Origin of the sequence: Curtobacterium pomorum, assembly GCF_044497295.1 — a bacterium.
Lineage (GTDB): Bacteria > Actinomycetota > Actinomycetes > Actinomycetales > Microbacteriaceae > Curtobacterium.
In genome coordinates this window covers 2455017-2481182 of record NZ_CP172409.1, presented here as the reverse complement: position 1 = coordinate 2481182, position 26166 = coordinate 2455017, and the positions used below count along the sequence as shown (strand labels likewise).

Sequence of the window (26166 nt, the reverse complement as noted above, 5' to 3'; positions counted from 1 at the left end):
CGGCGCACCTCCCGCTCGGACGTGAAACCTCGGTGGAACGCAGGCGGCGTGTTGTGGAACCTCGAAGAGCTCAGGTGGGGGCAAGTGTCGAGGTCGCGCGCTGCTGCGGCTGTCGCCGTAGACTGTGGGCGCAATGGATGAGGACGAATTCGACGACTACGACCGCGAGGTCGAGCTGGCCCTGTACCGCGAGTACCGCGACGTCGTGTCGCAGTTCCGCTACGTGGTCGAGACGGAGCGACGTTTCTACCTGGCGAACGAGGTCGAACTCGTGCGCCGGGACACCGAGCACGATTTCTACTTCGAACTGACGATGAACGACGTCTGGGTGTGGGACGTCTACCGTTCCGACCGGTTCGTGAAGGGCGTGCGCGTCCTCACGTTCAAGGACGTGAATGTCGAAGAACTGACGTCGCGAGAACTCGAACTCCCGAAGGAACTCGCACTCGACGAGTGATCTTCATTTCCGGTGCATTCGGTGAATCGCCGGTGATCGGTGACGTGCGGCAATTCCACGCGGTATTCTGATCGGGATTTCCCGTCCAATGAACAGGAGCCGCGCATGGCACAGAAGGTCACCGTCCAGCTCGTCGACGACCTCGACGATTCCCCCATCACCACCGGTGAAGGACGCACGGTCGAATTCGGTTTCGACGGATCGTCGTACGAGATCGACCTGACGAACGACAACGTCGACAAGTTCCGTGAAGCGATCTCCGACTACATCGCAGCAGCGCGCAAGGTCTCCGGTCGTCGTACCGGTGGCACGGCTCCGAAGTCGGCCCCGAAGCGCGGGAACTCGGAAGAGCTCGGCAAGATCCGCGAATGGGCGAAGGAGAACGGCTACGAGGTCTCGACCCGTGGTCGTATCTCGACCCAGGTGCAGGAAGCGTACGCAGCCGCACACTGATCCGCTGCTGATGAAGGACCCGGGTGATCGCGATCACCCGGGTCCTTCGTCATTCCTCCCCAAAGCGGATCGTCCGCACCTGATTCCACAGATCCACCGTCTGCGCTGTCCGCCGCGGCCGGCCGCGCGATCGTTGTCGCGGAGGCAACGACATGGAACAGAAGGTGCAGGGTCCGCCCGGACGAACACTCCGCAACGGTCGCTTGGGGCGGTTCGGTGAAGACCGGGCCGTGGCATGGTTGCAAAGCCGGGGATTCCGGGTCCTCGAACGGAACTGGCGGTGTGCCCGCGGCGAGATCGACATCGTCGCGTGGGATTCCTGCACGCTCGCGTTCATCGAGGTGAAGACACGATCCGGGACGGCGACGGGACATCCGTTCGAGGCGATCACGGTGACGAAGCGCGCCCGGATGCGGCGACTCGTCCCCGAGTGGTTCGACGCTCATCCCGAAGTGCATGCACGCGCCGTCCGCATCGACGTCGTCGCGGTGCACGTCGACGGGCCCCGGACCGCCGTGGAACACCTGGCGGGTGTGCTGTGACGGGCATCGGTCGTGCTGCGGCCGTCGCCCTGCTCGGGGTGACCGGCCGCCGGATCGAGGTCGAGGCCCACCTGACCAGCCAGCTGCCCGCGTTCAGCATCATCGGACTGCCCGACACCTCGCTCGGCGAGGCGCGCGAGCGGGTCCGAGCCGCTGCTGCGAACGCCGGGTGTCCACTGCCGGCACGCCGGATCACGGTGAACCTGACGCCCGCGGCGATCCCGAAGCGCGGTTCCGGGTTCGACCTGGCGATCGCCATGGCGGTGCTCGCCGGGGCCGGGCTCGCCCCCGACGTCAGCGAGCGCATCGTCTACATCGGTGAGCTCGGCCTGGACGGCCGGGTCCGACCGGTCGCCGGGGTCATCCCGATGCTGCTGGCCGCGCGAGACGCCGGAGCCGACCGGGTCGTGCTGCCGATCGGCAACCTGCCCGAAGCACGCGTGGTCGACGGCGTGCGCACCACCGGAGTCGACTCGCTCCGGGCGGCCGCGATCGACGCCGGAGCGCTGTTGCCGCCGGTCGAGGTCGACGCGGTGCTGCCGGTGCCGGTGCCGACGGTCGAACGCCCGGTGGCCGAGTTGTCGGACGTCGTCGGCAACCCGATCGGGGTGCGCGCCGTCATCGCCGCCGCGGCCGGCGGACACCACGCCCTCCTGCTCGGTCCGCCCGGTGCCGGCAAGACGATGCTCGCCGAGCGGCTCCCCGGACTCCTGCCCGACCTCGACGACGCGACCGCGCTGGAGGTCGCGGCCGTCCGGTCCGTCGCCGGACTCGGTTCGGCATCGTGGAGCACGAAGCCCCCGTGGGAGGCCCCGCACCACTCGGCGTCGGCGATCTCGCTGATCGGGGGAGGCTCCGGTGTGCTGCGACCGGGAGCGGTGTCGCGGGCGACCGGCGGCATCCTGTTCCTCGACGAAGCGCCGGAGTTCCCCCGGGCGGTGCTCGATGCGCTCCGGCAGCCGCTCGAGTCGGGGCGGATCACGATCCACCGCGCAGCGGGGGCCGCCGAGTTCCCGGCGCGGTGCCAGGTCGTGCTCGCCGCCAACCCCTGCCCGTGCGGGAACGCCGGTGGTCCGCACGGCCAGCCGTGCGAGTGTCCGCCGAGTGCGGTCCGGCGCTACCTCGGCCGCATGTCCGGACCGCTGCTCGACCGGATGGACATCCGGGTGCTCGTCCCCCGGGTGACGACGGGGAAGATGCGCGGTGCGGACGGGAACGCTCCGACGACGGCCGAGGCCCGCGCCGGGGTCGCTGCTGCCCGGGCACGGATGGCTGCACGCCTCCGAGGGACCGGATGGACGAAGAACGCCGAGGTCACCGGAGCGTGGCTGCGGGCGGACGATCGGATCGAACCGGGTTCGACCACCGAGCTCGACCGGGCGCTCGACCTCGGCACCCTGACCATGCGGGGCTGGGACCGGGTGATGCGGCTCGCCTGGACGCTCGCCGACCTCGATGCGGTCGACCGTCCGACCAGGACTCACGTCCGGGGCGCCCTCGCCCTGCGGAGCGCGCTGTGAACGGCGTGGGGTCCGGACACGGCGGCGAACTCCTCGTCGCGATCCGGCGGATTCTCGGAGCCGACGACACGTCGGATCCGGTGGAGACCGCAGCCCGGGTCGCGTGGTCCGTGATCGTGGAGCCGGGGGACTCCGTCGCGGGCGAGCTGATGGCTGCCTTCGGTCCGCAGCGTGCCCTGGGCTCGGTCCTGTCGGCGGCGGATGGTGCGTTCGACGAGCTGCTCGCCGACTGCGTCGAGGCCGGTGTTCCCGGGGCGGAGGACGCCGACGCCTTCGCCGGTGTCCTGCGCACGGCGATCGACCGATGGCGACCGCGGCTTGCCCGGTCCGACGTGGGCGACGTCGTCGCCGCGGCCGAGAGCGTCGGTGCCCGACTGCTCGTTCCCGGTGCTCCTGGATGGCCGACGGCGCTCGACGATCTCGGCCCGCACGCCCCGCTCGTGCTCTGGACGCGCAGCGCGACAGCGAGCGTCGCTGACGGTGCACCCGCACTGGCCGTGGTCGGATCGCGGGCGAACACCGTCGCCGGGGCCGAGGCCGCCGCCGAGATCACCTCGACCGCGGCGGACGCCGGTTGCACGATCACCAGCGGTGGCGCCTACGGCATCGACGCCGTCGCACACCGCGTCGCGATCGCCGCCGGCGCGCCGACGGTTGCGGTCCTCGCCGGGGGCATCGACCAGCTCTACCCCGCCGGCAACGTCCAGCTGCTCCGCAACGTCGCTCGGCAGGGGGTGCTGCTGGCCGAGTCGGCGCCGGGGACACGGCCGACCCGGTGGCGCTTCCTGGCCAGGAAACGCCGGTTAGACGGTTTGCCGCCGGCCTGCCTAAAAGAGGTACAGCTGCGAGCTGGCCGCAGCGCTCCGGAAGGCGTGCGAGCTTGCGCCGTTCAGGAGCGCGACACGCCCAACGTGAGGACTAATTTTGAGGCACTTTTTCGACATGCCCTGTGGCATGGAACAGCGCTCGGAATCAACCAGTAACGCCCAATGTGCTCGCATGGTGCTGTGCGGACGTTTTTCGTGCGGGGTGTGTGGGATCTGCCGCCGCGCAACTTTGACATGGGCATGTCTAAGCGGTCGCGGACGCTACTCACCCGGACCTAACGTAAGAGAGCCGAACCAACCGGTCCGGCTCTCATACAGGGACCACCGCCTGCCAGCATCAGGTCCCGCAAGCACTCCTGGAGAACGCTTGGGACGTCACGTTACCTCACCCGCACCCCGCTGGACCGTAGTGCTCGGCGCGGCTACCGCGCTGATGCGCCTGACCGCGTCCGTCGTTGCCCTCGTGGCAGTCCTGCTGCACTAGCGACTCAGCAACGACGAAAGGCCCCGGCTCGTCACCCGCACGGAGCGGAGGACGGCCGGGGCCTTTGAGGTGCGTGATGGTTACGAGTCCAACGGCCAGGACACGGCAAAGTTGGGGTTGCGCGAGGTGTTGGCTGCGAGCGTGCCGTCCGCGCCGACGGGGAAGTCCATCCACGTTCCAGACGAGCCGGTCCCGTTCGTCGCCGGCACACGGATGTTCTGCGACGGCGTGTACTGGGACGGGATCGTCGCGAACGTCGTGGCCGTCGCGTTGGCGCTGTTGAGGTAGCCCTGGAGGTAGAACACGCCTGCCTTAATGCGGTATCGCAGGCGTGTGCCGGACTGGTTCGCCCAGCCGTTCTGTACCGTCAAGTTCTTCCATCCCGTGTCCGAGCTGATCGAATTGCCGTCCGCGGTGCGGAAGTCGTCGGCGGTGACGACGACGCCGGAGGAAGTGCCGTCGATCACCAGGACGGGGAGAATGCTGGACGTGCGGGTGAATACCCGCGTCGCGAATACGTGAGTCGTGTTCAGGCCGTAGTCAAGCGTCATGTTATACGTGCACGACGGCCCACTAAGGGGCGTAAACGTCACCGCACCATGCATGTTCACGGCTGCCGTGGCGCTGGTCGAGTCGCGGGCAGTGAACTGAATTGCGCTTGTGTTGTTGTCGGCACCCGGAATGCCGACAATCGACGCGGCAACTGATGTGCCTGCGCCGTAGACGTCAAGTCGCGTGCCGCGCATTTCTAGGCGCTGCCCTGACGCCGCAGACTTGATAACGGCGCCGGTGATCGTCTTACCGTTAAGCGTGTCGAGGTTGATCTGCGTTGCGGTGATTGTGCCCGCGGCAATCTCGTTGGCCGTGATCGTACCGGCCTTGATCTCACCTGCGGTGATCGTGCCCGCGGCAATCTGACCCGCGGTGATCGTCTTCGCCGCAATGTTCCCGGCCGTAACAGTTGCCGCGGCAATCTTCGTACCGGTGATCTCAGCCGCTTTGATGTTGCGTGCGAGAATAGCGTCCGCGGCAACCTCGCGAGACGTGATCGTGTCGGCGGCGAGGACTGCGGCAGTCAGTGACGCTGCCGCGATGCGCTCCGCACTGAGGTAGCCGGACGTGATCGCGCCCGCCGAGAGGTTGCCGAGAACGGCATCTGTGATCTCGGTCTGCACCCACGCGGAAGTTGCGCCGTCGTACACGTAGTACGCGTTGATCTTGTAGTTGCTGTCCCACACGAACCACTGCTGTCCAGGCGTGCCAGGGGTGCCGGCCGCGGGAGCTACGCCGGAGTACGTTGCTCCGCCACCGGCTGCCTGTGCGGCGTCGAGCGCCTCTTGCGCTTTCTCTAGTGCGTCGTCAGCGGCAGCTGACGCCTCTTCACCCGCCGCGATGCCTGCGGCCTCGGCTGCGTTCGCAAGTTCCATCGCGACGTCGACTGCCTCGAGTGCGGCAGCAACAGCCTCGGCGTTCTCCTGGAGTCGCGCGGTGTTGAGGTCGAGCGCGGTTTGCAGTCCGGGGATCGTGACGTTGACGGCTTCGTCCGCCGCGGCCACGACGTCGGAGACGACCAGGGAATCGTCATCGCCAACGTCGATAGTCGAGCTGTCGAGCTGCGTGGCATTGCGTGCCCCGATGCGATCTTCGAGTGACTGGATCTTCTGCGCGAGGCGTTCAAGTTCGTTAGGCAAGGTGACTGACCTTTCAATGGCATGCAAAACGCCCCTGTGCGGCCCGTAAAGGGCTTTGCACAAGGGCGTTGAGGTGTTGGGTTAGGTGCGGTTCTGAAATGCCGTCAGGCGGCGTAATATGCGGCGTAGGAATCCGGCCAGGGCTCGCCGGTGCTGTCGTCGATCAGCATTGCGGCAATCTCGCGGACGGTTTTGTCGCCGGGCTCGGTCGCGAGGACAGCGCGGAGCTTGTCGCCGAGGACGGCGTAGAGGAATGTCTCCGGCGGGTGCCCTGCCTTTGCGAGCGGCAATGCGCGGGTGAGCGCGGCGGGGTCAACGTCGATTCGGCGACCCCTTACGAATAGGGTCGGCACTACGCGCCGCCATTCCATCGGGTGAGGGCAGCGTCGAGAATGCCCGCGGCCTCCTGCATCGCCGCGTGCTGACGGGCCATCGCCTTTTCGGCGGCCTTCACGGCCTCGCGGAGTGCGAGACGCGCGGGATCGGCAGCGGCGTCGAACGTGGGGTCGGACAGGCGCTGCGTTCGAATGGTGCTGGCGTCCTGTGCGCCGACGATCACCTCCGCGTCGGGGGTATCCGGCGAGATCGTGCGGGACCTCAACCACTGGGCATCGGCCGCGGAGCCGAGGAAGTAATGCAGGTTCATAACGAGGTTGGCCGACTGATGCAGCGTGGGGTTCGTGAGCTTGCCGGGTGCGGCCGTGGTGTCTGTAGTCAAGTCTGTTGGCTCTCTGATGTCTGTACGGTGATATATTGGCTGGCGCCGCAGAGAGAGTAGCCCAGCGGCCGGTTAGTGGGCCGCAATGCGCCGGTCAAGCGCGGACGGCTCGCCCTGCATGCGGGCGCGGAGATCGGCCAGGCCGATTCCGTACGTCGGGTGCTCGACCGGGCGACCGCCGATGAGGGCTGCGCCGTCGTACGCGACAAGCGTGCGGTAGGCGGCGCGGGCGGTGGCCTCCCACCGGGTCGGCGTCGGTGCGTGCTCGTCGGCGTAGGCGAGCGCGGCGGCGGCTGCCTCTTCGCCGGTGATCGGCTGACGAGCGAGCACGAGGTCCGGCAGCGGTCCCCGGTGGTCGAGGATGTGCAGAGTGATCGCGCGCTGCGGTAGAGGCCGCTCGTCGCGAATCATCGGTCGTCCTTCTGCGGGCCGCGGCGGAGGTTGGCCGTGCGACGTGCCTGTGCAGCGGCGGCGTTCGCCGGGTTGAGCTTGGCCAAGATGGCGGCAGCGGCGGTTCGGGCCAGGCGGGCCTCGGTGACGGCCGGGTGCACGGTCACCTGACCAGTGCTGCCGGTGCTGACGAGCCCCGCGGTGCGGGCTACATCGGCCAGGCCGTCGGCCAGGGTAATCAGCTCACCCGCCTGTTCGAGTGCGCCGACGTCGCCGCCGTCGAGGTCGGGACGTGCTTTCAAAACGTTGAACACAGCATCGCGTGCGGCGTCCGTATAGTGCTGAGGCAGCTCCCAGTCATCCGCGGTGAAAACGGTCTGCGGTGAGTTGCCGGTGACGAGTAGTGAATCCACGGGTCTTCCGTTCATGTGGGGTGGTTCGAGGGGCCGCGGGGCTAAAAACAGGCTGTGCTTCGGTGTGCGATCTCAGGCGCTATGCCGCTTCGAGGAAAAGCGACGGGGGTAGGGGGAGTCCGCCGGGTTGCCGCCGGTGCAGACGCACACAGCGACGACGAGCGTTGCGAACACGATCGAATGTTTCATCGAATGATGCATCGGCATCGCGTCGCGGTCGCATGGCCCGGCCCGATACCCTATGCCATGCCCACCCCACCCCGGCCCCTTTGCCTCGGCATGTGGCCGGAGCACGGGCACCACGTGGTGCCGGGCGGCGGGGGTGGTGGGTAGTGCCAGGCGTAGGGAGGTAGGGGGCGTGCACCTGTAGGCCAGGCCACGCACCCCGGCCCCGACCACCATGCCGCGGGATGCAGGTAGTCGGGGGCTGCGGGGTAGTGCCCGGGGTGTGGCAGGAGTACGCCCCGCCCGACAGGCGTGGGGCTGTCAGGCGGGGCAATGGGGCTGCTACTGCAGTTCGTACTCAGGCACGGGCTGGGGCTTCGGCTTGCGCTTACGCTTCCGCGGGCTGCGGTTGGGCCCACACGCCGCGCACCGCGGGTGGGTGATCGGCTTAGCCGATGGCGCGTCTGTCCACTCGCCACAACGTTCGCACCCGACTCGATACGGGCTGCGCATGTTGACCGCGCGGATCTGTCCCGCCGTGAGCGCCGGTGCCGGCTCGGGCTCGGGTGCGGGCTCGGGTGCCGGTGCCGGACGGGTGCTGCGCCCCAGAACGGATGCCAGCACGTCGGCGGGCATGGCGGGAGCGAGGCCATTCGGGACGACGTGCCGGATGCGCGGATCGGCGATGCGATCCTCGGCCGTGCGCTGTCGCTGGTTGAGCGGGCGGCCGCTGCGATCGGTACGGCTCACCGCTGGCCTCGAATCTTCGCGACGAGGGCTGCGGCGTCGTCGGCAGCGGTGGACTCTGCCACCGCGCGTTCGTGCTCGGCACGGGCCTCGGCGACCATCTCGGCGTAGTACGTGTCCACGCCCTTGTCTTGCGAGGCGGCATGTCCAGCGATGACCTGCTGTGCCCCGTAGCCGAGGGAAGTGAACGGCTTCGGCTCTGCGTACTCGGCCTGCGCGAGGACCGCGCGGGCGATGGCCGCAGCGCGGCTGTTGTCGGCGGTCACTTGCCAGCCTCCGCGGCGGTGCGTGCACGCCGGGCGTACGCGGTTACAAGGGCATCCTCGACCTTGGGAACGATGTCGGTGAGCGGCTGGAGCACGTTGGTACCTCCACCGAGCACGAAGTCGATGCCCTCGCCGAGAGCGCTGCTCAGCACCCTGAGACGCTCGGCTGCGGCGGCGGCTTCGGAGATACTGGCGAGGAACTCGGCGTGCGCGGCGTCGCGAGCTGCCTCGATGTCGGCTCGGGCCTCGGCAGCAGGCTTGGTGACGTTGCGCCGCTCCTGAAATGCCTTCCACGCGGCGTTGTGCGCGCTCGTTGCTCGCCGTGCGGCGTACTCGGCTGCCTTGTGCTCCTGGAGCGCCGTATCGAAGTCGAGCGGGTCAACCCCACTGCCTCGCAGCGGAACGGGAGGCCCGTCGCCGGAACGGTCAAACTGCGCCGGGGTGCCCTGGAGCGATCGGAGCTTGCCGAGGGCCTGCCGCTCGTCGGCGTTCGCGGCGGTGAGCGCGGCCTTCGCCTCGTCAACCTGCTTGCGGCTGTTGCCGCCGAGGTCTTCCAGCTCGATACTCGCCTCGGCCCGGGCGGCCGCAATGGCTTCTCGGTAGGCCTTCTTGTTCTGCGTGGCGATCTTGTCGAGGTCGGCCGGGGTGGGCTGGTTGTTGTTCTGAGAAGTCACGAGTGACCCCTTTCGGCTGGCGTCGGCATCGGTGTGCCGATTCGCCTCGGGCTGCATTGGGCGCGTGGAAGGCACGACGCGGCAGCGAGCGCGACGTGCGGGGATGGGAAGAGTTGGGGGCCGGTGCCCTCCGCGGACATTCCCCGTCGAAACGCGGAGGAACACCGGCCGGGCGGTTGTCACTACCGACGAGCGGTGACGACCGCGGGTGCTAACCCCTCGCGGCCAGTCAGACGAGGGGCTAGCAGGTCTTAGGACTTGCGACGGGACTGGGCGACGCTGGTGCAGGGCCTGCACTCGCTGCTACGCCCGTCGGGCATGCTCCGATTCGCGGCATACGCAGCCTTGGGCTTGTACTGTCCGCAGGCCCGACAGCGTTTCAGCCCGCCAGTCGGCGCGCGCAGGCGGTCGTAGTCCGCGTCAATCTGCGCGGTGGTGCGGCTGCGGTACGCGGCGCGTGCTGCGGGCACGGCTGCTGCGTTGCGGGCGCGATGGCAAGGGCGGCACGTGGTCGTGTAGCCGGTCGTCTCGCGGCGGGAGCGCACGAGGTCTTCCGGTGCGGTCTCGGTGCCGCACAGGCGGCATACCGCGCCGACGAACGTGCCGTCGGGCAGGTAGGCACGCCCGCGGGTGACCGTGGCATTGGGTGGAAAGGGCACTGGCACCTCCGGGGCGTGTGCGTGGGATTGGGTTGGCTAGGTGATGGCCTCGGCGAGGCGGTCGGCCAAGCGCTTGTCGCGCTTCGTGAGCCGCTTGTAACAGGTGGGACAGACCCACATCGGGCCATGCGCCACCTCGACGCCAGCGAGCCAGATGGAGCCGCTGTATGTACGGGTCGCGGTGTTGGCGGGCTGCCAGTCGCCGTCAGCGCGCTCGAAGCACGCCGCACAGTCGATGTACTGTTCGGCGATCGTTGGACGGCTCACCGGTCGGTCCCCCACACGACAAGGTGCATACCCGCTGCGCGACGTGAGCGCGAGCACCGCGGGGCGAGGTCGAGCGCGTCGCTCATGTCGCGGCGGGTCGGACGGACGCCGTAAGCGCGGTCGTAGGCGGTGGCGATCGTGTCGTACAGCGCCGATAGCAGGATGGGCCGGTCTTTCGGCTGCCGTGCGCGGTCGACGGTCGCGCGGACGAACTGTACGAGCGTGGGACGCTCCGGGTCGAGCGCGGGTGCCGCTGCGGCGTCGACCGGTGCGAGGCGGAGCCATCGGCAACCGTCACGCCAGAGCAGGCGATATTCGCGGTCGGGGTGCGACTCATGGTCGGTACCGTCGAGTGCTTCCAGGCGGCGGGTACGCTCGGCTGGCGAGTACGCCGCGCGGTGCCCGGCCTGCTGCGTGATGAGATCTTCACGAGGCAGTCGGTTGCGCGGCTGGTCGAGCATGTCGCTGACGAATGAGGGGTCGGACGCCCACGTGTGCCGCGGGCTACGAACGAACGCGGCGTTGAGGTCGGCTATCTTCACAACGATCTCCGGGTCATCCTCGAAGTAGTCGTCGATGAAGTCTTCGTAGACCTTGCGGCGGTCGGCCGCAGCGGTTGCGGCGGCGAGCGTCAGCGCGGTCATCGCGTAGCGCCGATGGTCGCAAGGCGGGACAGGTCTGCGGCAATGCGCTGGTCGAATGCGGCCAACCTGGCGTCGATAGCTGCCAGCCGTGCGTCGATGCTGTCGAAAGGGGTGGAGTTGTTGGGGTTCACGGTTACTGCTCTCTGGTGTGCGCTCTCCGGGAACGCCAAGTAGCCCCGGCTCGCGGATCAGTGCGAGGGGGCTACTTGGCTACGCGGGTTGCCGGAGAGCAGACGACAACCTGCGGTGTGGGCGGACGCGGCTCGAAGGCCGAATCGGAACACCCGGTGACAGGTGAAGCAACACGCATCACCTATCCACTGATATACTACACCGAGGGGGCCACCGCCCTGGGGCGGCAGCGGCATCCGAGATGGTCGCGCCAGGAGGTGCGGCCGTTGGCGGCGGTCCGGTGCGCTGGAGGTGTAGTTTTCCGGAGGAAGTAGGATCTATCCCCTACTCTTGAAACTTTTTCCTAGAAAGTGGAGACAGGTAGAAAGAGTTTTAGAATGCTCGGGATAGATGCTATGTGGGGGCCAAAACTACACTTCGCCAGGCTCACCCCGCGGATCGCAATCCGGCGCACCGGCCGGTGCACCCCGGCGCAACGCAACAAAGGCCCCCACGCTCAGTGACGAGCATGAGGGCCTTGTGCTAGCTGTTGTACTATTTTAGTCGTTGTAGTCGCAGGACGCGCTCGCGTACTCGCCGCTCGACGTATTGGTCGACACCTGCTCGCCGTCCACGGACACAGTGCAAGTGACGGTGCTTCCTGTCTGACCGTTGGTCACCGTGGCGGAACCGAAGGTGCTGCCCTTGACGGTGAACTCCTTAGAGAAAGGCAGCGTGGGGTTGGCCACCTCTTCCGACCCACCGTCAGTCGTGTAGCTCAGGTTCGCGTCGGTCGAATCACCCTCGATCTTGATAGTGACCGTGTGCTCCTTATCGAACGACTCGGCGGACGCTGACGAGAACGCTTCGCCCACGCCGTCGAGCATCGATGAGTACAGCGCCTGCGTCGACAGGCCGACCACCACGGACAGGACGCCGAGCACGAGTCCCGCAATCGCGAGCCCGCGACGGCGGTACTTGACGATCAGGCCAACGACGGCGAACACCACGGCGATGACGCCGAGGACGATCGACACATTGTTGACGATCGGGATTGCGCACCCAACGATCGCAACGATCCCGACGATGAGGGCGACGAGCCCGAAGGGGTTGCCGCGGCGGTGCTGGTCCGGGACGTGACCGGGCGGCGGCTGGTACGGGTTCGGCTGTCCGTTCTGGGGGTATTGGTAGTGATCCGGCGCGTTGGTCATGCCGACAAAATGTCAGAGATGCGTGAATCTGTGAATCCCCTAAGTAGGGGGCAACTCGGTTGTACCCCGTTGCTCCTGCTGTCCCGCCCGCGCCTCGTGAGCCGAATGCCGGTCATGCCTGAGCTAGAGTCCGTGACGTGCGAGTTTTCGTCAGTTGGTCCAAGAGTGCGAGCAAGACCGTCGCGGAGGTGTTCGCTGACTGGTTGCCGCGGGTGATCCAGGAGTGCGAGCCCTTCATCTCCAGTGACACGGAGAAGGGTGACGTATGGTTCGACGCCATCGAACGGAACCTCGCAGAAGCACGGGTTGGCGTACTGTTTCTCACGCCGCAGAATCAGAACTCTGCCTGGTTGAACTACGAGGCCGGTGCGCTTCGGACGCTGCGTCACGGCAACATGAAGAAGCTATGCGCCGTGTTCGTAGGCATGAAGACGGCCGACTATGACGGCCCGATCAAGAACTTCCAGATGACGAACTTCACTGATCAAGCTGACATGTTAAAGCTGTTGAAGGCTATCAACAGTGCGGCTGACAGGCCACTCGACGATCGCCGTCTAGAGGACGAGTTCAACGAGAAGTGGGAACGTCTTGCCACGGACACCGCCAAGGCGGTTGCGGCGGCAGAGTCCGGCGGCGAGCCGGCTGCCACCACTCCCAAGAAGACTCGCAGTGCTGACGCGAAGCTTGACGAAGTGCTCGACATGCTGCGAGAGATGCGTTTCGGACAGTCGGTCGTCTCATCTGGTCATCAGGAGAGGGCAGCACGAAACGTGGATCGTCCAAGCCCTATTTCAGAGCTGGAGACAGATTGGGTCGGGCAGTACTTCCTTGACGAGGGAGGCGTCCGTGGAGAGATAGTCGACGTTTCGCACGAGGGTGGGCGAATTTGGCTCACCACGAACACGGGATTTCGCGTAGTTGGAACGAGGTTGAGCCTGAAGGACTCGATCAGTCCTGCCCCGTTCTAGGCGCGATACTTGGTTCGAGTCAGTCAGTTGCCAGCAACCGCGTCGCTGGGATTGAACTGCTCGGCGAGCAGGTGCTGCACCCGCACTCGTCCCGTGCCGCGTCCGCGGTCGACCTGCACCGTCACGGCGGCACGCACAACCTCGCGTTGCTGATCTAGGTCGAGCGCATCGAAACGCTCCGCTACCTGCTGGCGGATATCCGCCCCCTGGCGGCCCAGCGCTGCGTACGCGGCCGGCAGCCCGTCGAGTAGTTCGGTCGCCAGTCCCACCAGGACCCCCGCGGCGGACTGCTCAGTGCGGAGGCGTTCCAGCGTCACCGTGAGGGCGTCGCGTTCCTCTCTTAATGCGATCAGCTCTTGGACGGCGACGGACTTGGACAGGAGGCCCATGCGCTCGCGTTCCTGCACCTCTGTCTGCCGGGCCTCGTTGTCGCGCCAAGCCGCAACGGCTTGGGTGAGGCCGGAGGCGTCCGCGGCGCCCTGCACGATGCCCGGGCCGCCGGCCGCCATCGCGTAGACGACCTCAGCCCGAACGAACGTTTCGAGCAGGGCGGCACGGATCGTAGGGTGCGCGGAGGCCACGGAGCACCGATAGTCCCCGTGGACCTGCTTGAGCCCCGCGCCGCATTCGCCACACACGGCGATGCCACTCAGTAGGTGCCGCCGCGCCGGTCCCGGCGTTGTCCTGCGCGTTGGGTCGCTCAGCACGGCCCGCGCCTGCTCAGCGGTCGTGTCGTCGACGAGTGCCGGCACGTTGCCCGCGATCCATGCGCTGGGGTCGCGCCGCTGCTGGACACGTTGCCAGCCTTTGAGATCCGCGGCCGTGCCGACGGGAGCGAACACCTGCCCGCTATAACGGCGGTTGAGGATCATGTCTCGGACGCGGGCGGGACGCCATGACTCGGCGCTGCCCGTTGTGAATGGCACGCCCTCGTCGCGGAGCGCCCTCGCGATGCCGTAGACGGATCGGCCCTCGGCGACGTGTTCGTAGACGCGACGCACGATGGCCGCCTCGGCATCGCGTGGGGTTGTGCCGTCGGTCTCATAGCCGAACAGTCGCCGCCCCGGCGTCAGCCTGCCTTTGAGCCGCCGGTCCTCGTTTGCGCGGCGAGTGCGCTCACCCTTGCGGCGCACCTCGAATCGCGCGAGTGACGCTCCCAGCGAGGCGCGGAACTCGCCGTCGGCCGTGGACAGGTCGATTTCACCGTCCACCGTGACAACGGCGAGTTTCAGTTCCATCAGCCGGATGAGGTCGGCCTGGGACCGCACGAGCCGGTCGAGGTCAACGGCGACGACGTGTGTAAACGCTCCGGCCTCGGCAGCGGCGAGCATGGCGGCCCAGCCAGACTTCGGACCGCGGGGCTTAGACGCGCTCACGTCGTTGTCGCTGTACTCCGCGGCGATCTGCCAATCGCGAGCCTCGGCTAGGGCACGGGTGCGACGGACCTGCCGGTCGATGCCCTCGTCGTTCTCCTTGGACTGACGGGCGTATAGCGCGGCGAGGGGCATGGGGTCAGCGTAGCCGTCTGTTCAAAGTTTCCGTGCACGGAACCGGTTGATCGCCGCCCTCGCGGACGCCACGGTCGTCGTGGAGGCCGGCGCGCGATCCGGCGCGCTCAACACCGCGCACCACGCCGGCCAACTCGGCCGCCCGGTGTTCGCCGTGCCGGGGGCGTTCGCGTCCTCGGCGTCGGTCGGGTGCCACCGGCTCGTGGCGCAGGGCCGGGCACAACTCGTCGTGCACCCCGGGGACCCGATCACCGCGCTGCGCCCGGCGACCGCGTCCGGTGCATCCGCGGTGCCGGACCAGCCCCTCGTGTCGGTCCAGCGTGATCCGGAGGTCGTCCGCGTCCTCGACGCGCTCGGCCGTCGTGCCCTGCCAGAGGTCGAGATCGCTCGTCGGTCCGGGCTGTCCGGAGCCGAGGTGGCGGATGCACTCGCGCTCGCGCAGCTGCAGGGGCTCGTGGCGCACAGCAGCGGCGGGTGGGGCCGCGCATGACGTCGGCCAGCCGTACGCTGACGACGTGGTGGACCGAGCGGAGCAGACGGACGGGCGACTCGTGGCAGCGGTCGACACGTTCCTCGGGAACGCTCGACACGCCAGGGGCCTCAGCGAACAGACGCTGCGCGCGTACGCGAACGACCTCGAGCAGTTCATCGAGTTCGCCGCGCGGCGTGGTGTCGTCGGCATCGACGGGGTCGACCTCGAACTCCTCCGTGACTGGTTGTGGGAAGCCGACCAGCGGGGGCTTGCCCGGTCGACGATCGCCCGCCGGTCGTCGTCGGTGCGGGCGTTCACCCGGTGGGCGAGCGAGACCGGAGTGACCGCGACGGACGCCGGTGTGCGGCTCCGTGCGCCGAAGGGTGGTTCGCACCTGCCGCGGGTGGTGTCGGCCGACCAGGTCCGCGGGATGCTCGACGGCCTCGCGGTCCGTGCGGCGACCGACGATCCGGGGGCGCTGCGGGACCTCGCGCTCGTGGAGTTGCTGTACGCCGCGGCGATCCGGGTGAGCGAACTCGTCGGCATCGACGTCGCGGACGTCGATCGCGGGCGGCTCACGGTCCGGGTGCTCGGGAAGGGCGGGAAGGAGCGGGTCGTCCCGTTCGGCGTCCCGGCTCGCGACGCGCTCGAGGCGTGGACGTCGCGAGGGCGTCCGACCCTCGCGGAGCGGGCCGATGTTCCGAGCACCGCTCTGTTCCTCGGCGACCAGGGCGGTCGGCTCGGGGTGCGCAGCGCGTACCGCGTGGTCGCTCGACTGCTTGACGACCTGCCCGGTGAGGGGCCGAGCGGACCACACACCTTCCGGCACACTGCGGCGACGCACCTGCTCGACGGGGGAGCGGACCTGCGTGCGGTGCAGGAACTGCTCGGGCACGCGAGCCTCGGGACGACGCAGATCTACACGCACGTGTCCTCGGCGCGGCTGCGCGAGGTCTACCGGACGGCCCACCCGCGCGCCTGACACGCGACCGGTGCGCTTGCAGGAACGCGACCGGCGCGACCGGCGCCACTGGCGCGATCGCCGCGCCTGCAGGAACGGGGCCGTCGCAAGCGGCGTGCCCGCCCGATCGGGTCACCACGCGCCCGTCGTACCCGCCCCGTCCGAGTCACATCGATCAGCGCTTCGCGCCGACGCTCACCCGGGCCAGGCAGACTCCGGCAGCAGGACGGGCCACTCCGCCGGCGGCAGGTACGGCACCGGGTCCATGTAGCGGCCGTCCACCCTCGCGCCGAGGTGCAGGCACGGGGCCGTGGCCGGGCAGTGCCCGACGGACACCCGCCCGACCGGATCGCCCTGTCGGACGTCGTCCCCTGCGGCGACGAGCGGCTGCACCGAGTCGAGGGTGCTGACGAGCCCACCGCCGTGGTCGATGGTCACGACGCTGCGGCCGCCGACGGGTCCGGCGAACGCCACCGTGCCGTCGTCGACCGCATCCGCCAGCGTGCCGATCGGCGCAGGGACGTCGATCCCGCGGTGACCGGCGGCGTAGTCGTCGGACGGGGGCTCCCACCCGCGCTCGACCACCCGTGTGCCGGTCGGCCAGACCCACGGTTCGGCAGCGCGAGTCGCCGCCGTACGGTCCCGCTGGTCGAGCAGGCCATCCGGCACCGGCGTCGGTGTGGCCGACGAAGCGGTGAGCACCCCGACCAGGCCGAGCGCCCCGAGCAGGCCGAGCAGCCCGAGCAGGCCGAGCAGACCGAGCAGGCCGAGCAGACCGAGCGCCCCGAGCATCCTGAACGCCTTCGCCACGACGCCCGCGACCGCGGGGAGTCGAGCACCGGAGCCGGGGAACACGAGCATGCCGCCACTCTGTCCGGCCCAGACCAGCCACACGACCGAGGTGGGCCGGCCCGTGGATGGTGGGGCGGGCCTCCCGGCCTGTGGAGGGACAGCACGACCGCAACGAACGACGTCCTCGATGTCGCACGACGTCGAGGGTGTCGTTCCGAGTCGAGCCGACACCACGACACCGCACCCGACACCGCACCCGCACCCGGTTATGACCACATCCCCCACGAGGAGTACAGTCGGGGCCGCTCCGGACCACGCAACGCCGCACGGACGGCGAACGAGCCGACCGCCGGGGCACCGTGCCCACAAGCAGCACGGCCGGCAGAACCCAGGAGCATCGTGTCCAACACAGCCACCGGGCACGGCGAGGACCGTGCGTTCAAGGGGAAGGTCACCGCGTTCGCCATCGCAGCAGCGGTGGGCGGTTTCCTCTTCGGTTTCGACTCGTCGGTCATCAACGGCGCCGTCGAGGCCATCAAGGGCGAGTTCGGCCTGTCTGAGGCGGCGAGCGGCTTCGCGGTCGCGTCCGCCCTCATCGGCTGTGCGTTCGGCGCCTACTTCGCCGGTCGCCTCGCGGACCGCTGGGGCCGCACCCGGGTGATGTTCTGGGCCGCTGTCCTGTTCCTGGTGAGCTCGATCGGCTCCGGCTTCGCGTTCGCCACGTGGGACTTCGTCCTGTGGCGCCTCGTCGGCGGTCTCGGCATCGGCACGGCATCGGTCATCGCGCCGGCGTACATCTCCGAGGTCTCCCCGAAGGCGATCCGCGGGCGGCTGGCCTCGTTCCAGCAGCTCGCCATCACGCTCGGTATCTTCGCCGCGCTGCTGTCCGACCAGTTCTTCGCCGTGACCGCCGGTGGCGCCTCCGAGGTCGTCCTCGGGCTGCCGGCCTGGCGCTGGATGTTCCTGGTCGGCGTGATCCCGTCGGTTGTGTACGGCATCCTGGCGATCACGCTGCCGGAGTCGCCGCGGTACCTGCTCGCCAAGGGCCGGACCGAGGACGCACGGGAGGTCATGACCAAAATCGTCCCGCGCGAGACCGTCAACACGAGCCTGGAGGAGATCCAGGACGGCATCAAGAAGGAAGCCAACGAGAAGAAGGGCTCCATCCGGGGCAACCGCTTCGGCCTGCAGCCCATCGTCTGGGTCGGCATCATCCTGGCCGTGCTGCAGCAGTTCGTCGGCATCAACGTGATCTTCTACTACTCGACGACGCTCTGGCAGGCCGTCGGGTTCAAGGAGAGCGACTCGTTCCTCATCTCGACGATCACCTCGGTGGTGAACGTCGCCGTGACCTTCATCGCGATCTTCCTGGTCGACAAGGTCGGGCGGAAGCCCCTCCTGGTGACCGGTTCCGCGGGCATGTTCATCTCGCTGGCGATGGTCGCGATCGCGTTCTCGCAGTCGACGATCGTGGACGGCAACCCGAGCCTGCCCGGCTCGTGGGGCGTCATCGCCCTCGTCTTCGCGAACCTGTTCGTCGTGTCGTTCGGTGCGACGTGGGGTCCGCTCATGTGGGTGCTGCTCGGCGAGATGTTCCCGAACCGCATCCGCGCCACGGCGCTCGGTATCGGTTCGGCCGCCAACTGGGTCGCGAACTTCATCGTCACCATCACGTTCCCGGTGCTGTCCGGCTTCAACCTGACGGTCACGTACGGCATCTACGCGCTGTTCGCGCTGATCTCGTTCTTCTTCGTCATCGCGAAGATCCCCGAGACGAAGGGCCGCTCGCTCGAGGAGATGGGCATCTCGGCCGAGGGCGACACGGTGAACGCGAAGTCCTGACGGACCCAGAACACCGGACAGGGCCCACGCCGCCGGTTCCGGACCGTCGCGCCAGCGACGGGCCGGCCGTGCCGGTGGGGAGAGGCCCGGATCACGTCAGCCGGTCGGCGCGCGTGATCCGGGCCTCCTGTCTGCTAGCATTTCTCCAGCAGTGCGCTGATGCGCGCTGACTTCGCGTGTCCACAGGGTCGACAACGGTTCGCCGTCTTCGACCGGCACCCGACCATCGGTCCCGCTCTCACGAGCGGGCGGTCGCGTGCCAGGACACCAGGGATCACGACCTCCGGTCGTGCTCGACACAACCGCAACAGGAGCACAGCGCAGCTGTGCGCCGAGAACACAGAAGGAGGACGGCACATGGCCGTCGTCACCATCCGCCAGCTGCTCGACAGCGGCGTCCACTTCGGACACCAGACCCGTCGGTGGAACCCGAAGGTGAAGCGCTTCATCCTCGCCGAGCGCTCGGGCATCCACATCATCGACCTGCAGCAGTCGCTGGCCTTCATCGACCGCGCGTACGACTTCGTCAAGGAGACGGTTGCGCACGGTGGCACGATCCTCTTCGTGGGCACCAAGAAGCAGGCGCAGGGCTCTATCGCCGAGCAGGCGACCCGCGTCGGCCAGCCGTACGTCAACCAGCGTTGGCTCGGCGGTCTGCTCACGAACTTCCAGACGGTCTCCAAGCGCCTCGCGCGCATGAAGGAGCTCGAGGAGATCGACTTCGACGACACGACGAAGGGCTTCACCAAGAAGGAGCTCCTCATCAAGAAGCGCGAGCTGGACAAGCTCCACAAGACCCTCGGTGGTATCCGCAACCTCACGCGGACCCCGAGCGCGCTCTGGATCGTCGACACCAAGAAGGAGCACCTCGCCGTCGACGAGGCGCAGAAGCTCGGGATCCCGATCATCGGCATCCTCGACACCAACTGCGACCCCGACGAGATCACGTACCCGATCCCGGGCAACGACGACGCGATCCGCTCCGTCGGTCTCCTCACCCGCATCGTCGCCGACGCCGCGGCCGAGGGCCTGAAGACCCGCCACAACGGTGGCGACGACGAAGAGGCCGCAGAGCCCCTCGCCGAGTGGGAGCAGGAGCTCCTCGGTGGCGACGCCGCGACGCCGTCCGCCGACGCCGCTCCCGAGGGTGCGACCGTCGAGGAGAACAACGCCGACGCGCAGGTCGCCGCGAAGGAGATCGGCGAGCCGATCGCCGACGACGCGAAGAACGCGGAGCCGACGGCCGAGGCCGAGGCAGCCGCGGAGACCACCCCCGCCGAGTGACCTGTCGCAGGCGCCGGGCCCGATCGGGTCCGGCGCCTGCGTCACCACTCTCCACACACGTACAGTCCAGAAAGGACTCCAGTCAATGGCAAACTTCACCGCTGCTGACGTGAAGAAGCTCCGCGAGGACCTCGGCGCCGGCATGATGGACGCGAAGAACGCGCTCGTCGAGGCCGACGGCGACTACGACAAGGCCGTCGAGCTGCTCCGCATCAAGGGTGCGAAGGCCGTCGCCAAGCGCGACGACCGTGCCACCTCCGAGGGCGTCGTCGTCGCGACCTCCGAGAACGGCGCCGCCACGGTCGTCGAGCTCGCGAGCGAGACCGACTTCGTCGCGAAGAACGAGAAGTTCACGACCCTCGCCGACAAGGTGCTCGGCGCCGTCGCGGCTGCCGGTGCAGCCGACGTCGCCGCCGCGAACGCCGCCCCGCTGGACGGCAAGACCGTCCTCGAGGTCGTCAACGAGTCGGCCGCCGCGCTGGGCGAGAAGCTCGAGGTCCGCACGGTCCGCCGTGTCGAGGGCTCGGCCTTCGAGATCTACCTGCACAAGACCAGCCAGGACCTGCCGCCGCAGATCGCCGTCGTCATCGCGTACGAAGGCGACAACGCTGCCGAGGCCCGCTCGATCGCCCAGCACGTCGCGTTCGCGAACCCGACGTACCTGACCCGCGACGAGGTGCCGGCCGACGAGATCGCCAAGGAGCGTGCAACCGTCGAGGCGATCACGCGCGAGGAGGGCAAGCCCGAGGCTGCGCTCCCGAAGATCGTCGAGGGCCGGGTGAACGCCTACATCAAGCAGGTGTCGCTCCTCGACCAGGACTACGCGAAGGACAACAAGATCTCCGTCGCGAAGGCCGCCGAGAACGCCGGCATCACGATCCAGGGCTTCGCCCGCGTCAAGGTCGGCGCGTAACGAACCCGTGACGGGGTCAGGAACCAACCAGGTTCCTGGCCCCGTTTTTCGCGCCTCCGGGCGCGACACACCCGCGACACATCCGCGAGTACATTTCCACGAGACCACGACGAAGGGTGCGACCAGATGACCGACGAGAAGACCGGACGACGCCGCGTACTGCTGAAGCTGTCAGGAGAGGCCTTCGGTGCCGGATCGCTCGGCGTGAACCCCGACGTGATCGGGACCATCGCCAAGGAGATCGCCGTCGCCGCGCGCGAGGTCGAGATCGCGATCGTCGTCGGTGGAGGCAACTTCTTCCGCGGCGCCGAGCTCTCGCAGCGCGGGATGGACCGCGGCCGTGCCGACTACATGGGCATGCTCGGCACCGTGATGAACGCGCTCGCGCTGCAGGACTTCCTCGAGCAGGCCGGTGCCGCGACGCGCGTGCAGTCCGCCATCGCGATGACCCAGGTCGCCGAGCCGTACATCCCGCGGCGCGCCGAGCGGCACCTCGAGAAGGGCCGTGTCGTCATCTTCGGCGCCGGGGCGGGCCTGCCCTACTTCTCGACCGACACGGTCGCGGCGCAGCGGGCACTCGAGATCAAGGCCGACGAGGTCCTCGTCGCCAAGAACGGTGTCGACGGCGTCTACACGGCGGACCCGAAGAAGGACGCCACCGCCGAGAAGCTGCACCACGTGACCTACCAGGACGCGCTCCTGAAGGGCCTCAAGGTGGTCGACGCCACCGCGTTCTCCCTCTGCATGGACAACGGCATGCCCATGCACGTCTTCGGCATGGAGGGCGACGGCAACGTCCAGGCCGCCATCCGCGGGGAGCGCATCGGCACCGTGGTCAGCAACTGACCCGCACCGCTGACTAGACTCGACGCCAGTACCGAAGGAGTAACACCGTGATCAGTGATGTCCTGACCGAAGCCACCGAGAAGATGGCGAAGGCTGTCGAGGTCGCCAAGGACGACTTCTCGACCGTCCGCACCGGCCGCATCAACGCGGCGCTCTTCCAGAAGATCCCGGTCGAGTACTACGGCACGCCGACGCCGCTCGCGCAGCTCGCGTCGCTGCAGACGCCCGAGGCGCGCACGCTCATCGTGACGCCGTACGACAAGACGGCGCTCAAGGAGATCGAGCGCGCCATCGCGACGTTCCCGAACCTCGGCGCCAGCCCGACGAACGACGGTGACATCGTCCGCGTGACGATCCCGGAGCTCACCAAGGACCGCCGCAAGGAGTTCGTGAAGCTCGTGCGGACGAAGGGTGAGGACCACAAGGTCGTCATCCGCAACATCCGCCGCAAGGCCAAGGACGACCTCGACGCACTCAAGGGCGAGATCTCCGACGACGAGATCTCGCGCGGCGACAAGGACCTCGAGGTCCTGACGAAGAAGCACGTCGACCAGATCGACGACTCGCTGAAGAAGAAGGAAGCCGAACTTCTCGAGGTCTGATGCGCCGCCCGGAACAGGGCGGTGAACGCCCCACAGCAGAGCACGGACCCGAGCAGAACGGGCCCGTGAAGAAGGGGCTCCGCCAGGACTTCGATGCGCGTGCCCGAGCGGCCCGCACCGACTTCGAGGCGCAGCTCCGGCAGCGCAAGGCGGACTTCGGTGCGCGCAACGAAGCCTTGACCGCACGGACCGGGCGCAACCTGCCGGCGGCGATCGGCATCGCGCTCGCGTTCGCCGTCGTCATGCTCGGCACGCTCCTCATCTGGACGCCGTCGTTCATGGTCGTGGCGGCGTTCCTGCTCGGCGTGGGCGTCTACGAGCTCACGAGCGCCATGCGCTTCGCGGGCCGTGACGTCCCGCGGATCCCGAGTGTCGCCGTCGCGATCGCGATCGTGCCGGCGGCGTTCCTGCTCGGCCAGATCGCGGCACTCTTCACGCTGCTCGGCGGCATCGTCCTGATCAGCCTGTGGCGGTTGGTCGAGGTCGCGGTGTCGCGGCAGAAGCCGTCGGCCGGCAACGTGTTCCGCGACCTCACCAACGGGCTGTTCGTGCAGGCGTACATCTCGCTGCTCGGCGCCTGCGTGGTGCTGCTCTCCGCACAGCCGCAGGGCAACCTCTGGGTGATCGGCTTCATCCTGGTCGTCGTCGCCGTCGACACCGGTGCCTACGCCACCGGGCTCAACCTCGGCAAGCACCCGATGGCGCCACGGATCAGCCCGAAGAAGACCTGGGAGGGCTTCGCCGGGTCGGTCGCGGCGAGCATCGTCGTCGGCATCCTGGTCGCCTGGCTCATGCTCGGACTGCCGTGGTGGACCGGCGTCGTGCTCGGGGTCCTCATCTCCGGATCGGCCACGTTGGGCGACCTCACCGAGTCGATGATCAAGCGCGACCTCGGCATCAAGGACATCTCGTCCTTCCTGCCCGGGCACGGCGGACTCCTCGACCGCATCGACAGCATCCTGCCGTCGGCTGCGGTCGCGTACGTGCTGTACCTGATCGTGAACCACTGACCGACATCGATCGACCCCGTCGGCCAGCCTGAGCGCCGCCCTCAGCGCGTCCAGGTTGTGCAACGGGTCGGGACTGGCAGAATGACGCCGTGGCCACCACCTTCCCGACCGCAGCCCGCTCCGCCCTCGGATACGACGTCGATGAAGTCGAGCGTTTCCTCGAGGACGCCCGTCGCGCGTACTCCGCGGACGACAGCGCCCCCGGCATCGAGGCCGCGAAGATCCGCGCCACCGCGTTCTCGATGCGGAAGGGCGGGTACTCCACCTCGCACGTCGACGCAGCGCTGGAGCGGCTCGAGGACGCCTTCGCCGCACGTGAACGCGAGCGGGAGATCGGCGACGCCGGCCAGAAGGCCTGGTACGCCGAGGCCCGCACGAAGGCCTCCGACGTCGTGGCCCGCCTCGAACGTCCGGACGGTCAGCGGTTCAACCGGGTGAGCATCCTCGGCACCGGCTACCACCCGAAGGACGTCGACGCCTTCGCCGCCCGACTCGGGGGATACTTCCGCGAGGGCAAGCCGCTGAGCCTCACCGAGGTGCGGTCCATCGTGTTCCGTCCGAAGCACGGCGGCTACCGCGAGGCCCAGGTCGACGCGCTGCTCGACGCCGTCGTCGAGGTCATGCTCGCCGTCCGCTGACGACGCGCTGTCCCCAGGTGCTTCGCTTTCCGTGATCGTTCCGTTACCCTGGTCCTACTCATGGGCAGGCACACGGCAGACCACAGCTCCGACCGCGATCTCCGCGAGCACCTGAGCCTCCAGGCTTCGGGTGAGCGCCGCGCGGCACTGAACCGAACCCGTACGGCGGACACGTCGGTGCTCCAGGCGAACCCGCAGGTCCTGCCGGAGACCGGTCCGGTCGCGACGCCGAAGTCGGTCGCAGCGAACCGCGTGTCCGACGAACGCATCGCCGCGTTCGTGCACGAGGCCCCCGCTGCTCGCGTCGACCCGCGCGCCGCGAAGCAGCGGACCGCGACCGCGCAGCAGCCGACCCGGGGCGCTGCCGCCGCCGTGAACGCCTTCGCACGGAAGCGTTCGTCCGTCCCGGCCTTCTCGTTCGTCGGGGTCTTCCTCTTCGTGGGGGCGTCGCTGTTCAACCCGCTCCAGGCCGACGTCGCACAGGCCGCGGTCGACACCCCGGTGCTCGTGAAGACGCCGCAGGCCCCGCAGCAGTACACCGCGCACGGCACCTACGGCGAAGCCGCCGCAGACCGCGACGGCTACGGCGTGACCGTCCCAGCCCCCAAGGTCGTCAAGCCCGTCGTCGAGGAAGAAGCCGACGACGCAACCACCGACGAGACGACCGACGCAGCGGCGACCGAAACCGAGAGCGTCTCCGCTGCGAACACCCTCGCAGCCGTGGCCGCGACGCCCGACGCGGGCAGCGCGCAGGCCATCGCCCTGCAGCTGGTCACCGCCCGCGGCTGGGGGACCGACCAGTACAACTGCCTCGTCTCGCTGTGGAACAAGGAGTCCGGCTGGCGGGTGAACGCCTACAACCCCAGCGGTGCGTACGGCATCCCGCAGGCGCTCCCGGGCAGCAAGATGGCAACCGCCGGCGCCGACTGGCAGACCAACCCCGCGACGCAGATCACGTGGGGTCTCAACTACATCTCCGGGGTCTACGGCACCCCGTGCGGCGCCTGGGGCCACAGCCAGGCGAACAACTGGTACTGATCGGCAACTGGGGTGCCGCGCAGCAACCGGCCGCGGCGTCCCCGCGGTCGCGACGTCGAGCCTGACGAGGACACCGGCCTCGACCGGCTGATGAGTGCGTGGAAGCGCACCGAGGTGCGTCGCGGGCGCGAGTACCTCGTCCAGCCGGTCTCCGCGGCCTCGGCGCAGAAGGAGTACGTCTGCCCCGGGTGCGGCGGCACCGTCCTGCCCGGTACCGCGCACGTGGTGGTCTGGCGCTCCGACGGGGTGCTCGGGGACGCCGCCGACCTGGCATCACGTCGACACTGGCACAACCACTGCTGGAGCATCGCATGACCGACGACGACGGCGAGATCCGTTCCGCCACGCAGCTGCCGGCCAGGCGTACCGACATCGAACTCGTCACCGATGACCACCTCACGCTGGTCGGTGAGCTCGCCGAACCCGAGACCGGACCGGCGCGGGGCACCATCGTGACGCTGCACCCGCTGCCGACCGCGCATGGCTTCATGGACTCACACGTGCTCAAGAAGGCCGCGGCACGCCTACCGGCCCTGGCCGACATCGCGGTCCTGCGCTTCAACTTCCGGTCGGTGACCTCGCCACGAGGCACGTCCGAGGGCGTGTTCGGCGAGGGTGTCTCCGAGGGGTTCGACCTGCGCGCCGCCGTCGCCGAGGTCGTCGGCCGCGGCCTGCCGACACCGTGGCTGGTGGGGTGGTCGTTCGGCACCGAGGTGATCCTCAAGCACGCGCTGGAACACGTCGGGGCCGGAACGGTCGCAGGTGTCGTGCTGCTCTCCCCGCCGCTGCACCGCACCACGGACGACGAGCTCGCACGATGGGCGGCCGTGGACGTCCCGGTGGTGGCCCTGGTGCCCGAGCACGACGACTTCCTGCAGCCCGACCAGGCGATCGCCCGGTTCGCCGTCGCCCCGAACGTCCGGGTCGTCCCGGTCGAGGGCGCGAAGCACCTGTGGGTGGGGGAGCGGTACGTCCGGATCGTGCTGGACGCGATCGCCGACCTCGTTGTCCCGGGCAGCGCGCCGTTGCCGACGCACTGGCCCGTCTGAGGGG

General features: G+C 68.5%; 31 protein-coding genes. 18 read left to right on the top strand and 13 right to left on the bottom strand.

Features of this window, described 5'->3' with window-relative positions; translation table 11 throughout:
• The first annotated feature begins 133 nt into the window (after positions 1-133).
• The 5 genes from ACGH48_RS11835 to ACGH48_RS11815 all read left to right on the top strand — a co-directional run bounded on the left by ACGH48_RS11835 (position 134) and on the right by ACGH48_RS11815 (position 3955).
• Positions 134-457: a DUF2469 family protein gene (locus ACGH48_RS11835; protein WP_111086072.1), complete on the top strand. Its 324-nt coding sequence runs from the start codon at positions 134-136 to the stop codon at positions 455-457.
• Between the two features lie 105 nt (positions 458-562).
• Entirely contained in the window at positions 563-910 is a 348-nt protein-coding gene (locus ACGH48_RS11830; protein WP_123312293.1) for an Lsr2 family protein, read from the top strand.
• A 152-nt stretch (positions 911-1062) separates the two neighbouring features.
• Positions 1063-1452, top strand: a complete 390-nt coding sequence (locus ACGH48_RS11825; RefSeq protein ID WP_123312294.1) for a YraN family protein — start codon at positions 1063-1065, stop codon at positions 1450-1452.
• Positions 1449-2972: a YifB family Mg chelatase-like AAA ATPase gene (locus tag ACGH48_RS11820; protein WP_396288758.1), complete on the top strand. Its 1524-nt coding sequence runs from the start codon at positions 1449-1451 to the stop codon at positions 2970-2972. Before ACGH48_RS11825 ends, ACGH48_RS11820 begins: the two co-directional genes overlap by 4 nt.
• Entirely contained in the window at positions 2969-3955 is a 987-nt protein-coding gene (locus tag ACGH48_RS11815) for a DNA-processing protein DprA (protein WP_396288756.1), read from the top strand. The genes ACGH48_RS11820 and ACGH48_RS11815 overlap by 4 nt, the downstream gene beginning before the upstream one ends.
• A 408-nt stretch (positions 3956-4363) precedes the next feature.
• On the opposite strand, the gene ACGH48_RS11810 is transcribed toward ACGH48_RS11815, so the two are convergent.
• From ACGH48_RS11810 to ACGH48_RS11760, 11 genes are all read right to left on the bottom strand, one after another.
• Positions 4364-5974 (bottom strand): hypothetical protein, encoded by a 1611-nt coding sequence (locus tag ACGH48_RS11810; protein ID WP_396288755.1) that lies wholly within the window; start codon positions 5972-5974, stop codon positions 4364-4366.
• Between the two features lie 104 nt (positions 5975-6078).
• Positions 6079-6345 (bottom strand): hypothetical protein, encoded by a 267-nt coding sequence (locus ACGH48_RS11805; RefSeq protein ID WP_396288754.1) that lies wholly within the window; start codon positions 6343-6345, stop codon positions 6079-6081.
• Positions 6327-6692, bottom strand: a complete 366-nt coding sequence (locus ACGH48_RS11800) for a hypothetical protein (protein ID WP_396288753.1) — start codon at positions 6690-6692, stop codon at positions 6327-6329. The genes ACGH48_RS11805 and ACGH48_RS11800 overlap by 19 nt, the downstream gene beginning before the upstream one ends.
• A 72-nt stretch (positions 6693-6764) precedes the next feature.
• Positions 6765-7103: a hypothetical protein gene (locus ACGH48_RS11795; protein WP_396288752.1), complete on the bottom strand. Its 339-nt coding sequence runs from the start codon at positions 7101-7103 to the stop codon at positions 6765-6767.
• Positions 7100-7510 (bottom strand): hypothetical protein, encoded by a 411-nt coding sequence (locus ACGH48_RS11790; RefSeq protein WP_396288751.1) that lies wholly within the window; start codon positions 7508-7510, stop codon positions 7100-7102. Before ACGH48_RS11790 ends, ACGH48_RS11795 begins: the two co-directional genes overlap by 4 nt.
• Before the next feature lie 896 nt (positions 7511-8406).
• Positions 8407-8673, bottom strand: coding sequence for a hypothetical protein (locus ACGH48_RS11785; protein WP_396288750.1), 267 nt, complete (start codon positions 8671-8673; stop codon positions 8407-8409).
• Complete coding sequence (locus ACGH48_RS11780) at positions 8670-9347, bottom strand: hypothetical protein (RefSeq protein ID WP_396288749.1); 678 nt, start codon at positions 9345-9347, stop codon at positions 8670-8672. Before ACGH48_RS11780 ends, ACGH48_RS11785 begins: the two co-directional genes overlap by 4 nt.
• 695 nt (positions 9348-10042) lie before the next feature.
• A complete protein-coding gene (locus ACGH48_RS11775; RefSeq protein ID WP_396288748.1) occupies positions 10043-10273 on the bottom strand; it encodes a hypothetical protein in 231 nt (76 codons plus the stop codon).
• Positions 10270-10917, bottom strand: coding sequence for a hypothetical protein (locus ACGH48_RS11770; RefSeq protein ID WP_396288747.1), 648 nt, complete (start codon positions 10915-10917; stop codon positions 10270-10272). Before ACGH48_RS11770 ends, ACGH48_RS11775 begins: the two co-directional genes overlap by 4 nt.
• Positions 10914-11048, bottom strand: coding sequence for a hypothetical protein (locus tag ACGH48_RS11765; protein ID WP_396288746.1), 135 nt, complete (start codon positions 11046-11048; stop codon positions 10914-10916). The genes ACGH48_RS11770 and ACGH48_RS11765 overlap by 4 nt, the downstream gene beginning before the upstream one ends.
• A gap of 540 nt (positions 11049-11588) precedes the next feature.
• Complete coding sequence (locus tag ACGH48_RS11760) at positions 11589-12239, bottom strand: hypothetical protein (RefSeq protein ID WP_396288745.1); 651 nt, start codon at positions 12237-12239, stop codon at positions 11589-11591.
• Positions 12240-12376: 137 nt separating this feature from the next.
• On the opposite strand from ACGH48_RS11760, the gene ACGH48_RS11755 reads away from it, so the two are divergent.
• On the top strand, positions 12377-13207 hold the full coding sequence (locus ACGH48_RS11755) for a TIR domain-containing protein (RefSeq protein ID WP_396288744.1): 831 nt from the start codon (positions 12377-12379) through the stop codon (positions 13205-13207).
• A 23-nt stretch (positions 13208-13230) separates the two neighbouring features.
• Here ACGH48_RS11755 and ACGH48_RS11750 read toward each other — a convergent pair whose 3' ends face one another.
• Positions 13231-14715, bottom strand: a complete 1485-nt coding sequence (locus tag ACGH48_RS11750; RefSeq protein WP_396288743.1) for a recombinase family protein — start codon at positions 14713-14715, stop codon at positions 13231-13233.
• A gap of 46 nt (positions 14716-14761) precedes the next feature.
• Here ACGH48_RS11750 and ACGH48_RS11745 point away from each other — a divergent pair, with 46 nt between their 5' ends.
• Together ACGH48_RS11745 and ACGH48_RS11740 are read left to right on the top strand one after the other, a co-directional pair.
• Positions 14762-15205 (top strand): DNA-processing protein DprA, encoded by a 444-nt coding sequence (locus ACGH48_RS11745; protein ID WP_396288742.1) that lies wholly within the window; start codon positions 14762-14764, stop codon positions 15203-15205.
• A 25-nt stretch (positions 15206-15230) separates the two neighbouring features.
• A complete protein-coding gene (locus ACGH48_RS11740; protein WP_396288741.1) occupies positions 15231-16169 on the top strand; it encodes a tyrosine recombinase XerC in 939 nt (312 codons plus the stop codon).
• Positions 16170-16343: 174 nt separating this feature from the next.
• On the opposite strand, the gene ACGH48_RS11735 is transcribed toward ACGH48_RS11740, so the two are convergent.
• Positions 16344-17009, bottom strand: coding sequence for a M23 family metallopeptidase (locus ACGH48_RS11735; RefSeq protein ID WP_396288740.1), 666 nt, complete (start codon positions 17007-17009; stop codon positions 16344-16346).
• A 330-nt stretch (positions 17010-17339) separates the two neighbouring features.
• On the opposite strand from ACGH48_RS11735, the gene ACGH48_RS11730 reads away from it, so the two are divergent.
• The 10 genes from ACGH48_RS11730 (at position 17340) to ACGH48_RS11685 (ending at position 26162) form a co-directional block, all read left to right on the top strand.
• On the top strand, positions 17340-18782 hold the full coding sequence (locus ACGH48_RS11730; RefSeq protein ID WP_396288738.1) for a sugar porter family MFS transporter: 1443 nt from the start codon (positions 17340-17342) through the stop codon (positions 18780-18782).
• A 357-nt stretch (positions 18783-19139) separates the two neighbouring features.
• Positions 19140-20066 (top strand): 30S ribosomal protein S2, encoded by a 927-nt coding sequence (rpsB, locus tag ACGH48_RS11725; protein ID WP_111086086.1) that lies wholly within the window; start codon positions 19140-19142, stop codon positions 20064-20066.
• An 85-nt stretch (positions 20067-20151) separates the two neighbouring features.
• Positions 20152-20979, top strand: coding sequence for a translation elongation factor Ts (gene tsf, locus ACGH48_RS11720; RefSeq protein ID WP_123312301.1), 828 nt, complete (start codon positions 20152-20154; stop codon positions 20977-20979).
• Between the two features lie 126 nt (positions 20980-21105).
• Positions 21106-21825, top strand: coding sequence for a UMP kinase (gene pyrH / locus ACGH48_RS11715; RefSeq protein ID WP_071406376.1), 720 nt, complete (start codon positions 21106-21108; stop codon positions 21823-21825).
• A 47-nt stretch (positions 21826-21872) separates the two neighbouring features.
• Positions 21873-22427 carry a ribosome recycling factor gene (gene frr / locus ACGH48_RS11710; protein ID WP_123312302.1) on the top strand — a complete coding sequence of 185 codons (555 nt, stop codon included), beginning with the start codon at positions 21873-21875 and terminating at the stop codon, positions 22425-22427.
• Positions 22428-22492: 65 nt separating this feature from the next.
• Positions 22493-23437, top strand: a complete 945-nt coding sequence (locus ACGH48_RS11705; RefSeq protein ID WP_340196886.1) for a CDP-archaeol synthase — start codon at positions 22493-22495, stop codon at positions 23435-23437.
• 89 nt (positions 23438-23526) lie between these two features.
• Complete coding sequence (locus ACGH48_RS11700; protein ID WP_123312303.1) at positions 23527-24075, top strand: DivIVA domain-containing protein; 549 nt, start codon at positions 23527-23529, stop codon at positions 24073-24075.
• A 60-nt stretch (positions 24076-24135) separates the two neighbouring features.
• Positions 24136-25113: a transglycosylase SLT domain-containing protein gene (locus tag ACGH48_RS11695; protein WP_396288736.1), complete on the top strand. Its 978-nt coding sequence runs from the start codon at positions 24136-24138 to the stop codon at positions 25111-25113.
• Positions 25114-25125: 12 nt separating this feature from the next.
• Positions 25126-25428 carry a hypothetical protein gene (locus ACGH48_RS11690; protein WP_260233004.1) on the top strand — a complete coding sequence of 101 codons (303 nt, stop codon included), beginning with the start codon at positions 25126-25128 and terminating at the stop codon, positions 25426-25428.
• Positions 25425-26162: an alpha/beta hydrolase gene (locus tag ACGH48_RS11685; protein ID WP_396288735.1), complete on the top strand. Its 738-nt coding sequence runs from the start codon at positions 25425-25427 to the stop codon at positions 26160-26162. The genes ACGH48_RS11690 and ACGH48_RS11685 overlap by 4 nt, the downstream gene beginning before the upstream one ends.
• The last annotated feature ends 4 nt before the right edge of the window (positions 26163-26166 follow it).

Excerpts from the sequence above, each read along its gene's own strand:
- ACGH48_RS11835 (WP_111086072.1), top strand. The coding sequence starts at position 134 with ATGGATGAGGACGAATTCGACGACTACGACCGCGAGGTCGAGCTGGCC.
- ACGH48_RS11830 (WP_123312293.1), top strand. The coding sequence starts at position 563 with ATGGCACAGAAGGTCACCGTCCAGCTCGTCGACGACCTCGACGATTCC.
- ACGH48_RS11825 (WP_123312294.1), top strand. The coding sequence starts at position 1,063 with ATGGAACAGAAGGTGCAGGGTCCGCCCGGACGAACACTCCGCAACGGT.
- ACGH48_RS11805 (WP_396288754.1), bottom strand. The coding sequence starts at position 6,345 with ATGGAATGGCGGCGCGTAGTGCCGACCCTATTCGTAAGGGGTCGCCGA.
- ACGH48_RS11795 (WP_396288752.1), bottom strand. The coding sequence starts at position 7,103 with ATGATTCGCGACGAGCGGCCTCTACCGCAGCGCGCGATCACTCTGCAC.
- ACGH48_RS11790 (WP_396288751.1), bottom strand. The coding sequence starts at position 7,510 with ATGAACGGAAGACCCGTGGATTCACTACTCGTCACCGGCAACTCACCG.
- ACGH48_RS11770 (WP_396288747.1), bottom strand. The coding sequence starts at position 10,917 with ATGACCGCGCTGACGCTCGCCGCCGCAACCGCTGCGGCCGACCGCCGC.
- ACGH48_RS11760 (WP_396288745.1), bottom strand. The coding sequence starts at position 12,239 with ATGACCAACGCGCCGGATCACTACCAATACCCCCAGAACGGACAGCCG.
- ACGH48_RS11750 (WP_396288743.1), bottom strand. The coding sequence starts at position 14,715 with ATGCCCCTCGCCGCGCTATACGCCCGTCAGTCCAAGGAGAACGACGAG.
- ACGH48_RS11735 (WP_396288740.1), bottom strand. The coding sequence starts at position 17,009 with ATGCTCGTGTTCCCCGGCTCCGGTGCTCGACTCCCCGCGGTCGCGGGC.
- rpsB (WP_111086086.1), top strand. The coding sequence starts at position 19,140 with ATGGCCGTCGTCACCATCCGCCAGCTGCTCGACAGCGGCGTCCACTTC.
- tsf (WP_123312301.1), top strand. The coding sequence starts at position 20,152 with ATGGCAAACTTCACCGCTGCTGACGTGAAGAAGCTCCGCGAGGACCTC.
- pyrH (WP_071406376.1), top strand. The coding sequence starts at position 21,106 with ATGACCGACGAGAAGACCGGACGACGCCGCGTACTGCTGAAGCTGTCA.
- ACGH48_RS11695 (WP_396288736.1), top strand. The coding sequence starts at position 24,136 with ATGGGCAGGCACACGGCAGACCACAGCTCCGACCGCGATCTCCGCGAG.
- ACGH48_RS11685 (WP_396288735.1), top strand. The coding sequence starts at position 25,425 with ATGACCGACGACGACGGCGAGATCCGTTCCGCCACGCAGCTGCCGGCC.